Source organism: Lactococcus sp. S47 (assembly GCF_016517475.1).
Classification (GTDB): Bacteria; Bacillota; Bacilli; order Lactobacillales; family Streptococcaceae; genus Lactococcus; species Lactococcus lactis.
Genome location: NZ_JACVUB010000009.1, coordinates 1 through 12,636, shown reverse-complemented (window position 1 = coordinate 12,636; position 12,636 = coordinate 1). Strand labels below are relative to the sequence as shown.

Sequence of the window (12,636 nt, the reverse complement as noted above, 5' to 3'; positions counted from 1 at the left end):
GTGAAATCTCACACTTAAAGGAGAGTTTTGTCGTGAAAAAATTCAAAATTGGTGAACTTGAAGCTTCTCAAATTATTTTAGGTTGTATGAGAATTAATGAAGAGGGAAAAGATCCGATTGCTGTCATTGAAAAATCAGTGGAGCAAGGGATAAATTTCTTTGACCATGCTGATATCTATGGGGGTGGAGCTTGTGAATCGATTTTTGCAGATGCTCTAGAAAAATCGTCAGTAAAACGAGAAGATATTATTTTACAGTCAAAATGCGGAATTGTTCCTGGGAAAATGTTCGATTTTTCAAAAAAACATATTATTGAATCGGTTGAGGGGAGTTTATCTCGTTTAAAAACTGATTATTTGGATACTTTGCTCTTGCATCGTCCAGATACTTTAGTCGAACCTGAAGAAGTAGCTGAGGCTTTTTATGAATTGGAAAAAGCAGGAAAAGTACGTTATTTTGGGGTTTCTAATCAAAATCCTGGTCAAGTTGAACTGTTGAAAACAGCGGTGAAAGAGGCGTTGTTGTTTAATCAATTACAGTTTGGCTTAAAACATACGGGAATGATTGATGCTGGGATTCATGTAAATATGAGTGATGAAGGTTCTTTTGTTCATGATAATGGTATTTTAGAGTATTCTCGTATTAATAAGATGACTATTCAGGCTTGGTCACCTTTCCAATATGGTTTCTTTGAAGGCGTCTTTGTTGGAAATGAAAAATTCCCTGATTTGAATAAAAAATTGGAATTTTATGCAGAAAAATACAATTCTACTCCAACTGGAATTGCTGTCGCTTGGATTAATCGGCATCCTGCTAATATCCAAACAATTATTGGAACGATGACATTGAGCCGAATTGAAGAAATTGCGGCTGCTTCAGATATTGTCTTAGAACGTGCGGAATGGTACGACTTGTACATGGCAGCTGGAAATATTTTACCTTAAAATCATTGTAGTAAAGACTAGTTTTTAAAACTAGTCTTTTATTGAACTTATTTTTATAATTTATATCTTTGGAAATTTTTAACTTAAATTTAAAAGCCTTGATAGAAGGCTTTTATTTACTTTAATGGAGAAAACGGTTGAATTCAAGCAAAAAATAACGTATAATTAACATGTATCTAAGAAATTTTTAATGGGATATTTCTGTCAGTAAATAAAATGATTGTCTTCTAAAAATGTGGACATCAGTTGGCTGACGGGATGGAAATTATTGATTTTTAGTTTAATCTGGCTTTACAGATAAATTTAAAGGAGGTGTCTTATGAGTTTTACAGATGAAACAGTCCGTTTTGAATTTGGTGATTCGGACAAGAAAGAAATTGGCGAAACACTCGTTGATGTTTACAATGTGCTTGAGGCTAAGGGTTACAATCCTATCAATCAAATCGTGGGTTATGTTTTGTCGGGAGACCCTGCTTATATCCCTCGTCATGATGATGCGCGTAATAAAATTCGCCGTTTTGACCGAGATGATATTGTTGAGGAATTAATCAAGAATTATTTGAAAGATAATGGTGTCAATTTATAGTGTTTGCACGAATTTTAGGGCTTGATGTCGGAACAAAAACTGTGGGAGTTTCTGTCAGTGATTTACTTGGGATGACCGCTCAACCTGTTGAAACCATTAAGATTGACAGTGAAGCCGGTGAGCTTGGCTTTGAACGTTTGGGCGTTTTGATTAAAGAATACAAACCTGAAAAGGTAGTTCTTGGTCTTCCAAAACATATGAACGGTGATGAAGGGGTTCGTGCCGAAGCATCACGGGATTATGGTACAAAATTAGCCAATGAATTCGGTTTGGAAGTCGCTTATCAAGATGAACGATTGACAACTGCGCAAGCTGAAAAAGTATTGATTGATGGTGGTGTGCGTCGTAAAGATCGCAAAAAATCGATTGATAAATTGGCTGCTGTTTTGATTTTACAAAATTATTTGGATGCTCATGCATTAAAATTATAATTTTTGGTTTACTGATGAAAGCTTTAGTTTATTTGTAAGTATAAAAATACTGACAAGTATTCGTAGGATTTTCTGTCAGTAAAAGTTGTCTATTTATTTTATTATGAATAGCAGAAAATTCCTCTAATTAAGGATGAAGAAAAGGAAATAAAATGACTCATACACATGATCACGAACATGACCATAATCATGAACCTGACTATATTACTTTGGTTGATGAAAATGGAAACGAAAGCTTGTTCCAAATTTTGATTACCATTGATGGACAAGAAGAATTTGGCAAAAACTATGTTGTTTTACAACCTACTGAGTTTGAAGAAGATGAACAAGGTCTTATCGATGTTTTGGCTTACTCATTTACTGAGAATGCTGACGGTACTGAGGGTGATTTGCAACCAATCCCTGAAGATGCTGAAGATGAATGGGATATGATTGAAGAAGTCTTCAATAGCTTTATGGATGAACAAGAAGATTAAAATAAAAAGCTGTCATTAACTGACGGCTTTTTATTTCTTTAAGAAACTTATGAGGGATATTGTAGCAAGCATAGCAACGCAAACTAAGCCGATAGGAGGCCAAAACCAAACGATAACAATAGAAAGAAAGTTGATGAGAAAAAGATTTCTACCTGAAAGACTGTGTGTGAGTTCTTTGTATTCTTTATCAGGATTTTCTTTGAGCAGCTCATGGTCCATAAGATGAAAAACAGCCGCCCAGAGAAAAATAACAATCAAATAGAAAAATTCAGGGAGAAACTCACTTGCATGTTTTCCGACCCAACCCGTGGTGAAGGGGAAAAATGACATAATGAATAGCCAGAGCGTATTCAATAAGAATATTCGAGGAGTAATATTTTTAATATCACGATAAAGTTGATGATGATTATACCATACGGTCATAATCATAAAAAAGCTCAAAGCATAAGCTAAAAGTGGGATGGTTAATTCTGCCAGAGCAGGCCAGCCACTTTTATCAGGGGTTTTAAATTCTAAAACCATAATCGTTGCAATGATGGCAATAATAGCATCTGTAAAAGCCAAAAATCTTTCTTTTTCCATGGAATTATTTTATCATAAATGTTAAGATTTGCTTACGCTTTTTTCAAAAAACAATAAAAAAGTTGCTGACTAATCTGTCAGTAACTTTTTTATTTATTTTTTAAATTTACGCTTTAAACCATTTTTAGCGACATCTTTAATGACTTTGTTACGTAAGCCTGGTTCATAGTTATCATAAATTGTTCCGTCAAAATTAATAATTTGAGCATTATGATTTTTGTCATCAAAAATAAATTTACTAATCATTTGAGCTGTTTCTTCAGGAGATTTTACAAATGGACTATCCCCAACTTTTGCACCGTTCAAATCTGTTGCAACTGCACCAGGCATAACAGCAAAGATTTGTTTTTTAGATTTATCTTTTTTGAATTGATGACCAAAAGCAAAGGTCATGGCATTTTGTGCAGCTTTTGAAGTGACATAAGCAAGTGGCATCCAATATTCTTGAGAAACGGGTACGGTGATGTTAATAATTTTAGCATTTTCTGTCAGTGAATGTGGAAGAAGTTCTTTGATCACAGCATGTGTTCCCAAAAAATTGGTTTTAATTGTTTCTTCTAAATCAGTTGTTGAATAATCAAAAGCTGATTTTTCCATATCAAGATGCCCTTTATCTGAATGAATATTCCCAGAAATTCCAGCATTATTAATAAGTAAATCAATATCTGTCAGTGCTGACAAGCTCGTCAATTGATTTAAGTCATCTAAATCTACTTTGACAAATTTGGCAGTAATTCCTTCGGCTTTCAGCTTTTCAACGGCTTCTTGTCCACGCGTTTCATTACGGGCTCCGACCAAGACTTCATAGCCGCGATGACCAAGGTTTTGAGCAAGTGCAAAACCAATTCCTTTATTTGCGCCAGTGATAAGTGTTTTCATGATTTTTCTCCTTTGAGTTTTAGTTGTCGCCTTTAGACATTTGTTGTTGGTCAATTAGATTGGAATTTAAAAACCAGTGACGGTGCCAATCTCCAGATAAAGCGGTAAAGGGAACAGGTTGTTGACCTGTTTTTTCTACTTTTTCTAGTAAATAATTTCGTAAAATCCAAGTATCTTCGAGTGTTCTTTGTTTAAGATTAAATATTTTTTCAAGTTTTACTTCGCTAATTTTTAAATCATTAGCAATTTCAGATTTGCTAAGTCCTGTGAGTTCAAAATTTTTGCGGAGTTCTTTTTTGGTATTATGCATTTGAAGGGGATTAAGTGACATTTTTCTTCTCTAATCTTTCATTTTGGGAAAATAATTGCTGAGCATTTGTTGAGAAAGTAGTTTGGTGTTTTCGTCACTATTTACTTTGCCCATTTGGTGAAGTTGTTTAGCAAAACCAGCGTCAATCCGGTCTAAGCCATTTTCAAGCCCGGCTAAAGTTTCACTAATTAAGTCTGAAAGTGCCAGGTTATTGGGTGCGTCAGTATTTGTATGGCTTTCGAGATTTGTTTCAGCAACTAATGGTGGAACTAATTCGATGACTTTTAAAGTCTTTTCAAAATATTTAGCTTGTTCTCGAAGCGCATCAGAGTAAAAATGAACCCCAGCTTTGGTCAAATTGTAAATAGGGTGTGCACCGTCAGCCAGATTTGATAATCCTGATGAAACATTAATGACTAGTCCGTTATTTGCGACAAGGATTTTCAAAAATGCTTGTGTCACAGCAATTGTTCCTAATAAATTAATATGAATTTCTTCTGTCAGTACTTCCAGAGAATTGTCAGCTTGTTCAAATAAATTAATCGCACGCATAATTCCGGCACAGTTCATAATGACATCAAGTTGAGGGAAATTTTCTTTGATGAATTTGACTAATTGGGGGAGGGAGTCTTTGTCAGCAACATCACTGACAAATCCTGTAAAAGTTGGATTTTCATTTAAAATTTGATTAAGACGTTTTTCATTTCGGGCGGTAATGATGACTTTATTTCCTAATTCGGAAAACTTTTTAGCAAAACCAAGTCCGATTCCGCTTGTACCACCTGTGATTAAAATCGTATGTCCTGTAAATGTCATGATTTCTCCTTTTTATGAGGTTATTTTTTTTAACTTTTATAACCAATAAAATGAATTATAAACCAGAAAGTTATATTTGTCAAGAATTATAACTTGTGTTACAATTAATTTATGAATACACGTGAAAAGATATTAGGAAAAACAGAAGAATTTATCTTAGAGAATGGAATAGAGAAACTCACCATTTCAAAAATTGCTAAGGAACTCAATATTAGTCAACCAGCTATTTATAAGCACTTTAAAAGTAAAGATGAACTTTTAACGATACTTGCCCTTCGTTGGCTCAATGGTCAGACACTTGTAAAAATATTTCCTTTTGACACAAGCAAGTATGAACATCAAAAAGAGATTGTTCATGATTGGCTCTGGTCAGTCGCCATTGCCAAATATGAAGCACATCGAAAAACTCCAGAAATGTTTGCCTTATACACAACCTACATTGGAGAAAATTTAGAATTGGGACGTAAACATATTTTAGAAATGGTTGAGAGTCTAAAGACAGCTGCTAAATTTGAAAGTGAAGAGGAAGCTGCTGCTTATATTCAAGCTTTTGTTTATTTTCATCACCCAAAAATTGCCCCACAGTGGGATGACCAATTTCAAAATCAATTTGAAAATCTCTGGACTTTGCTTGAACCGAATTTAAATGCCTTTTAAAGTTACTGACAGACTTTTTGGATTTCTGTCAGTAACTTTTACGATTTTGTCAGTAAAAAAACCTGTCAATTGACAGGTTTTTATTCTTTAATTCGGAAAACCATGGCAGTTCTAGGTTCAAGGATTAGATTTAAATGCCCTTTTGACCAACCAAAACTACTTCTTGGACCAAAACCACCAAATTTTTGGTCATCACTATCGAAGATAAGTTCTGGTTTTTCAGGAAATTGGAGTTGAAGCTCTTGTTCATAACTAGGATGGAAATTAAAGACGAAAAGAAGTTGCCCTTTTTTATAAGCTAGTAATTTATCCGAATTTTTTATCCAAAGTTGTTGGACAGGTTCTGGGCTTTCTAAAAACTTGTAATGTCGCTCTAGATTAATCATCGCTTGGTCAAATGCCAATAAATATTGGAAACGCAAATCTTTATTATCAGCTAAAGACCATTGTCTTCTAGCATGTTGGAAATCATCATGATTTTCTTGACGCGGAAAATCAAGCCATTCGGGGTGGCCAAATTCATTACCCATGAAATTTAAATAACCCTCACCAGCCAAACTAAAAGTAATTAGGCGAATTAATTTATGAAGTGCTATGGCACGGTCAATTTTTAGAGATTGACTATTAAGGTCCATTTTCCAATAAATCTCTTCATCAGCTAACCACATCATAATCGTTTTATCACCAACTAAAGCTTGGTCATGACTTTCAGAATAACCAATATTTTTTTCACCGGGACGTCGCGTTGTTAATTCCCACCAAAGGCTCAATAAGTCAAGACTATTATCCGTTTTTTCTTTCAATTGTTTAATCCAAAAATCAGGAATTCCCATTGATAAACGGTAATCGAAACCAATTCCACCACTTGAAATAGGTAGGGCCATTCCCGGCATGGCTGACATTTCTTCAGCGATTGTTGTTGCTGATGGATTGAATAAATGTGTTAATTCATTTGCCAACATCAAATAAGTCACCGCTTCGATGTCTGTATTGAGCGAAAAATATTTGCTGTAATCAGTAAATGCAGTCCCTAAACCATGATCATGATAAAGCATTGAAGTCACACCGTCAAAACGAAAACCGTCAAAATGATAGGTATCCAACCAAAATTTAAGATTTGAAAGTAGAAAATGAATCACTTCATCTTTGCCATAATTAAAAAGTTTTGTCTTCCAAGCTGGATGATTTCCTCGTTCACCTTCATGAAAATACTGATTTTCTGTCCCATCAAAATAGTTGAGACCATCTTCGATATTTTTTACAGCATGTGAATGAACCACATCTAAAAGCACTCGCAAACCCATACCATGAGCTTGATCAATCAATTCCATCAAATCTTCTGGCTGACCAAAGCGACTAGAAATTGCAAAGAAATTGGAAACTTGATAACCAAAACTAGCATAGAGCGGATGTTCCATAATTGCCATCAGTTGAATAGTATTGTAACCAGCCTTTTTAATTCTTGGTAAGACATCGCGCGTGAATTCTTTATAAGAATTAATTTTATATTCTTCAGTTGAAATACCAATATGTGCTTCATAAATCAAAGGAGCTTCTTTTAACTGAGGGGCTTTATTCTTCCAATCATATTTTGGTTGAACAATCACTCCATCCAATTCATGGCGCTCATTGGGGACAGCAAACATAATATAAGAGGGAACACGATAAACTGTTTCACCAGACGGTAAAAGCAGCTTAACCTTCACCTTAGAACCCACAGGTAGCATACCCGGAATTGAAATTTCCCAAGTCCCACCATAGGCCTGTTTCAACTCAAAATTGTTTTCCCAATTATTGAAATCTCCAACCAACCAAGCTCTTTTAGCATTTGGTGCCCATTCGCGAAAAGTCCAGTGTTTACTTTCTTGTTGAAAGCCAAAATACTTATAACCATTAGCAAAATCAACAAGCGAACCATCAGTTCCTAAAAGCCGTTTTTTTGTTCGAGCAAATTCAAAAAGCCGCAAAGACAAATCTTCTTTGAAAGGTTCCAAATAAGGGTCGTAATCCAAAATATTTAGAGGCATAAGCTATTCTCCTTTTTACTGAAAATCATTTCTAGCTCTATTTTATCACTTTTGCAAAGGTTTTCACAATGAAATTCCCATATAAAATAAAAAATATTTACTGACAGAATGGGTCAGTAAATATTTTTTATTCATCATTAAAACCAAACCAAGGGTCTTCCTCACCTCCGAGTGCTTCTTGACCAAAAGAAACTGTTTCTGGAATTTTGGGAGCATTAAAAATTTGCGAAGGAGTTGCTACATTTTCTGTCAGTAAATTTTTTTGGTCAGCAACTTTTTCGTCATTAAAAAGATGAGCTTCTAGGCTTTGAATATAATCATAAAACTCTGTCAGTAAATCATGATAAGCCTTTAATTCACTTGTTTTATTTAAATTTTTATAATTAGCCTGAAACTCTCCCCAACGTTCAGCAATGTGCTTACTTTTCATAAAATCATTATAATCCATATTTGTTCCTCGTTCCTTTCTCTTTATTATACATTATTATCCTTAATGCTTAAGCGGTAATATTTATTATTTAAAATAAGACTCAATTTAGAGGTGTAATGTAAAAATAATAAAACGAATGTGAAACTTTCCCCTTTTAAAAAAGCATTATCTTGTTTTTTTTGTTATAAAAGTCGATTTAGACTCAAATTTTTAATTTTTATCGGTCTTTTTTTATTAATCATTTAAATATTTATGAAATATTAAAAAAAGGGGCTAATGGCTTTATGGAGCCATTATGTTGCAAAAAGGCTATATTAGGAACTAACAAAAATATAAATAAAAGTAAGACAATAGAATTTAATGTACGAAATTTATTACACATTTGTATTGTATTATGCTATAATGTCCTAGAATCAGCAATTTTTATAAGAAAATGTAATTAATAAAATACATCGCTTACAAAACTGATTTAAAATCAAAAGGAGGACATTATGAAAAGTAGAAAAAAAGTTATTTCTATAATTTTAGGTTTAATGCTGCTTTTACAATATGTTATTACCCCAGTTGGAGCAATTGCAGGAGCAATAAATGAAGAAACAAATGATTCGGATATAACATTAAGTCAATTTAAAATAGATGAATCCGAAAGTAATGCTGATTTAATGACATTTGATTTAAGTCTCAAGATTAATCAGTCAATATTGAAAAGTAAAACAACTATTATTGAATTAGATAAATCAATTAAAATTAATGAACCAAATGAGGCTAACAGACAAAAGTCAACAGCATCTTATACTGCTGACGAAAATAGATTGACAATAGACCTTAATTCACTAAATACAGGCGAAGTGAAAGTCAATTTTTCAATCTCTAAAGAAGTTTTGAAAAACTTTGAGCGATTAACAGCCAAATTAAATGATAGCCAGGTTGATGTATTGTTGCCAAAAACGAGTTCAACTTCAGAAACCCCAAGTCAGTCAACTTCCACTGTGACTCAAAATACTGTTACACCTGAAATCAAAGAAAAAGAAAGTAGTACGACTAAACATTCAGAGCAAGCTATAAAAACTGTGGAAAGTCAAGATATTCGTAAACTTCTAGAAGACTCAGGAATTTCACCAGCGACTATTATCGACTCAGCTAAGGTCATATATCTTGATAAAGAAGGAAAACCTTATCCAGATCAAACAGATGTTCCGATAGATGCAGAAGTTCAAATCGATTATACCTGGAGTATTCCAGAAGATATTTTACCATTGAAATCAGGAGATTACTTTGATTTTAAACTTCCTGATGGTGTAACAATTGAGCAAGCGACATCGTCACTGGGAGATTATGGAACCTATACAATTAATGCAGATGGAACCGTTCGTTTCGTCTTCAATGAAAAAGTTGAAACCTATCATGATATTAAGGGTACCTTTCATTATGATGCACATTTCGATAAGACAATTGTTCCAGGAGAAGTTGTAGTTGATACACCAACGGAGGAAAATTTTCCCCCTTCAGAAATTCATGTTCGGCCAACCTATGACCAAGCAATTGATAAATCAGGACATTTCGATAAAACTCCAAATCCTAGTAAAGTGATTTGGGAAATAAATATTAACCGTCCATTAAATACAATGGAAAATGCTACACTTACCGATCCAATGCCAGAAGGAACAACTTATGAATCCGTCGAAATTTACCCTGAGACAGTTGGAAAAAATGGAGAAATCATTTCCATTGATAAAGAACATCCTTTAGTAAAAGGTACAGATTATACTGTTGATTCAAATGGAAAAATTACTTTTATTGGTAAATATGCTACCACCGATCAAGCGTTCAATGTTGTCTATACAACAACTATCGATGAAAGTAGTTTTCCGGAAAAAGAGGGATCTGTAAGTTTTAAAAATACAGCGACATTAAATGATGGAAAAACAGATACCAATGCAAGTGCCTCTGTTACTGCGCAATATAAAGGGCCAATTAAAAAAAATGGACCATTTACAACAGGGAACGATCAAATTTATAATTGGAATATAGAATACAATTATAATGAAAAAAATCATAAAGCAGGGTCATTTATTGAAGATACCATGAGTGATGCCATCGAGCTGGTGAACGGAAGTGTTAAACTTTATAAAATTACTTTTGATAGTAACGGAAAAGAAATTAAAGGTGCTCAATTAAAAGAAGGGGAAGATTATAAACTTGTACAAGACCCTGATAATCCTCAAAAATTTAAAATTGAGTTTATTACTGATATCGATTATGCAGTAAAAGTTGAATATCAAACGAAGGTTAAAGATATCGTAGATGGAAATGTTACCATTGATAACTCAGTAACAACTGATACGGGAGATAACAGCGAGTCAGGTGGTAATGCAACTCAACAAGGAATCGTTAAAAATATTGATGGAGCTATTGATTACGAGAATAGAGAAATTCCATGGAAAATAGATATTAATAGTGCAGGCTATTGGATGGAAAACTGGTCACTTGAAGACAAAATGTCTGAAGGTTTGACTTTCCTTGAAAATACTTTCCAAATTATTGATAAAACTGCTGGAAATAAAGTACTCTCCCCAACAGAATATACACTGATAAAAACAACAGCAGGCTTTTCAGTTTCCTTTAATTCCCCACTTAAGGAGGGGACAGATCATAAATATCAAATTAAATACAAAACAAAATTTGATACTAGTGTGATTGATAATGGGTCTGGTCATGAAGGAGATATCAAATTTGTAAATGATGCTTCAATGACTTGGAAGGATAAAAATGGAGGAGATCATACTAATAATGATCATAAAGAATTTAAACCAATACCTCCGTTCCAATATAATGGACAAAAATCTGGTTCATATAATGCAACCAGCAAAAAAATTACCTGGACAATTGCAGCAAATTTCAATCAACAAGAATTAAGCAATGCCTCAATAACTGATCCAATCTCTGATGATCAAAACTATGTTTCTGGAAGTGCTAAAGTATATGAAGCTACGATTAATAAAAATGGTACTTATACTTTAGGTGCTGAAGTTACTTCAGATATGGGAATAAAAATAGTAGAAAGCAAAGGAAGTGTTAAGGTAGAACTACCAGATGGAAGCACAAAAGCCTATGTTCTAATATTTGAAACAAGTCTAGAAGGTAACCTCATCAATCAGAAGGAGTACAAAAACAAAGCGACATTTACAAATAAGGACATTTCACATGATTTAAGTGCTAGTGTTACTCCAGCACATCAAGGAGAATTCGTAACGAAAGATGGTTCACAGTCAAGTACAGATTCTAATTATGTAAATTGGAAACTTACAGTAAACGCCTCGCAATCTACCTTAAAAAATGTTGAAGTCACTGATAATCCTTCCTCAAATCAGTATATTGTAGCAAAAGATATTCTTATTTATGGAACAAGTATTGATGCTTCTGGTAATATTACTGAGAACAAAAATATTATTCTTGAACAAGGCAAAGATTATTCTGTTGATATCCAAACTGACAATTCTACAGGGGCTCAAACAGTTAAAATTAAATTTTTATCAGAAATTAACACAGCATATGTTGTAGAATATCGTGCATTAATTACTTCTGACAAAGCTAATGATGTGGTAACTAATCAAGCCCATATTACTGGAGACAACGAGAAAACAATAGAACAAGATGTTGAAAAAGATGTACCCGTAACTAATCATAACGGAAGTGCAAACGGATCAAAAGGTTCAGTTACTTTGGAAAAAGTTGGTCCCGGCAAAGCAAAACTTGCGGGAGCTCATCTTCAACTTTGGTCTATCGGTACAGATGGTAAAAAAGATAAATTAATTCGTGAAGGAGATACCGACAAAAATGGTGATTTAAAACTTGGGAATTTGCGTGTTACTGATTATCTTCTTATTGAAACTAAGGCCCCAACAGGGTATACACTTGATGAAGAACTAGTCAAAGGTAAGAAAATAACAGTTGCAAAAGACGGAGAAGTTTCTAATTTCCCAATTCAAGACGTTGAAAATGAACCAACGAAAGTAATCTTGAAAAAAGTAGGACTAACCATTGAAAATGGTAAAGAGGTAAAAAATCCACTTCAAGGTGCAGAATTTAAAGTACTAGACAGCAACGGTCAAGTTGTTTCAGGTTACGAAAAACTTACTTCTGAAAGTTCTGGAAATGTAACGATTGAAAAACTAACACCTGGTAAATATTCACTTGTTGAAACCAAAGCCCCAGCGGGTTATATTTTGGACCCAACCCCAATTGACTTTGAGCTTAAAGCCAATGAAGAAGGAATCATCCCAGATATCAACTTGGAAAAAGTTAACTATCAGGGTTCAGCACAACTCATTAAACATAACAGTAATGGTCAAGCTTTATCAGGTGCGATTTTCAAAGTTATTGATAAAGATGGTAATACAATCCAAACTAATTTAAGCTCTGATAAAGATGGTAAAGTTACGGCTACTGGTTTATCCCCTGGAGATTATTCCTTTGTTGAAACCAAAGCTCCAACAGG

General features: G+C 33.8%; 12 protein-coding genes. 6 read left to right on the top strand and 6 right to left on the bottom strand.

Going from position 1 to position 12,636, the window contains the following annotated elements; genetic code table 11:
- Positions 1-32: 32 nt before the first annotated feature.
- The 4 genes from IAE52_RS09475 (at position 33) to IAE52_RS09460 (ending at position 2,437) form a co-directional block, all read left to right on the top strand.
- Positions 33-944: an aldo/keto reductase family oxidoreductase gene (locus IAE52_RS09475; protein ID WP_109990579.1), complete on the top strand. Its 912-nt coding sequence runs from the start codon at positions 33-35 to the stop codon at positions 942-944.
- Positions 945-1,263: 319 nt separating this feature from the next.
- On the top strand, positions 1,264-1,530 hold the full coding sequence (locus IAE52_RS09470; protein ID WP_003131820.1) for an IreB family regulatory phosphoprotein: 267 nt from the start codon (positions 1,264-1,266) through the stop codon (positions 1,528-1,530).
- On the top strand, positions 1,530-1,961 hold the full coding sequence (ruvX, locus tag IAE52_RS09465) for a Holliday junction resolvase RuvX (RefSeq protein WP_012896980.1): 432 nt from the start codon (positions 1,530-1,532) through the stop codon (positions 1,959-1,961). Before IAE52_RS09470 ends, ruvX begins: the two co-directional genes overlap by 1 nt.
- A 152-nt stretch (positions 1,962-2,113) precedes the next feature.
- Positions 2,114-2,437: a DUF1292 domain-containing protein gene (locus IAE52_RS09460; RefSeq protein ID WP_003131822.1), complete on the top strand. Its 324-nt coding sequence runs from the start codon at positions 2,114-2,116 to the stop codon at positions 2,435-2,437.
- Between the two features lie 30 nt (positions 2,438-2,467).
- On the opposite strand, the gene IAE52_RS09455 is transcribed toward IAE52_RS09460, so the two are convergent.
- The 4 genes from IAE52_RS09455 to IAE52_RS09440 all read right to left on the bottom strand — a co-directional run bounded on the left by IAE52_RS09455 (position 2,468) and on the right by IAE52_RS09440 (position 5,024).
- Positions 2,468-3,019, bottom strand: a complete 552-nt coding sequence (locus IAE52_RS09455) for a TMEM175 family protein (protein WP_003131824.1) — start codon at positions 3,017-3,019, stop codon at positions 2,468-2,470.
- Between the two features lie 93 nt (positions 3,020-3,112).
- Positions 3,113-3,898 (bottom strand): SDR family NAD(P)-dependent oxidoreductase, encoded by a 786-nt coding sequence (locus tag IAE52_RS09450; protein WP_012896981.1) that lies wholly within the window; start codon positions 3,896-3,898, stop codon positions 3,113-3,115.
- Positions 3,899-3,917: 19 nt separating this feature from the next.
- Positions 3,918-4,229, bottom strand: a complete 312-nt coding sequence (locus tag IAE52_RS09445; RefSeq protein ID WP_012896982.1) for a DUF2316 family protein — start codon at positions 4,227-4,229, stop codon at positions 3,918-3,920.
- Between the two features lie 9 nt (positions 4,230-4,238).
- Positions 4,239-5,024, bottom strand: a complete 786-nt coding sequence (locus tag IAE52_RS09440; RefSeq protein ID WP_109990580.1) for an SDR family oxidoreductase — start codon at positions 5,022-5,024, stop codon at positions 4,239-4,241.
- A gap of 111 nt (positions 5,025-5,135) precedes the next feature.
- On the opposite strand from IAE52_RS09440, the gene IAE52_RS09435 reads away from it, so the two are divergent.
- Positions 5,136-5,681, top strand: a complete 546-nt coding sequence (locus IAE52_RS09435) for a TetR/AcrR family transcriptional regulator (protein WP_010905153.1) — start codon at positions 5,136-5,138, stop codon at positions 5,679-5,681.
- A gap of 80 nt (positions 5,682-5,761) precedes the next feature.
- Here the strand turns inward: IAE52_RS09435 and IAE52_RS09430 are convergent, their stop codons facing one another.
- Positions 5,762-7,708, bottom strand: coding sequence for an alpha-amylase family glycosyl hydrolase (locus IAE52_RS09430; RefSeq protein ID WP_109990581.1), 1,947 nt, complete (start codon positions 7,706-7,708; stop codon positions 5,762-5,764).
- A 127-nt stretch (positions 7,709-7,835) separates the two neighbouring features.
- The gene (locus tag IAE52_RS09425; RefSeq protein WP_003131836.1) at positions 7,836-8,156 is read right to left on the bottom strand and encodes a hypothetical protein; all 321 of its coding nucleotides are present in this window, start codon (positions 8,154-8,156) and stop codon (positions 7,836-7,838) included.
- A gap of 473 nt (positions 8,157-8,629) precedes the next feature.
- On the opposite strand from IAE52_RS09425, the gene IAE52_RS09420 reads away from it, so the two are divergent.
- On the top strand, positions 8,630-12,636 hold a 4,007-nt coding region (locus IAE52_RS09420), incomplete at its 3' end, for a collagen binding domain-containing protein (RefSeq protein ID WP_200136784.1).

Excerpts from the sequence above, each read along its gene's own strand:
- IAE52_RS09470 (WP_003131820.1), top strand. The coding sequence starts at position 1,264 with ATGAGTTTTACAGATGAAACAGTCCGTTTTGAATTTGGTGATTCGGAC.
- IAE52_RS09460 (WP_003131822.1), top strand. The coding sequence starts at position 2,114 with ATGACTCATACACATGATCACGAACATGACCATAATCATGAACCTGAC.
- IAE52_RS09455 (WP_003131824.1), bottom strand. The coding sequence starts at position 3,019 with ATGGAAAAAGAAAGATTTTTGGCTTTTACAGATGCTATTATTGCCATC.
- IAE52_RS09450 (WP_012896981.1), bottom strand. The coding sequence starts at position 3,898 with ATGAAAACACTTATCACTGGCGCAAATAAAGGAATTGGTTTTGCACTT.
- IAE52_RS09445 (WP_012896982.1), bottom strand. The coding sequence starts at position 4,229 with ATGTCACTTAATCCCCTTCAAATGCATAATACCAAAAAAGAACTCCGC.
- IAE52_RS09440 (WP_109990580.1), bottom strand. The coding sequence starts at position 5,024 with ATGACATTTACAGGACATACGATTTTAATCACAGGTGGTACAAGCGGA.
- IAE52_RS09435 (WP_010905153.1), top strand. The coding sequence starts at position 5,136 with ATGAATACACGTGAAAAGATATTAGGAAAAACAGAAGAATTTATCTTA.
- IAE52_RS09430 (WP_109990581.1), bottom strand. The coding sequence starts at position 7,708 with ATGCCTCTAAATATTTTGGATTACGACCCTTATTTGGAACCTTTCAAA.
- IAE52_RS09425 (WP_003131836.1), bottom strand. The coding sequence starts at position 8,156 with ATGGATTATAATGATTTTATGAAAAGTAAGCACATTGCTGAACGTTGG.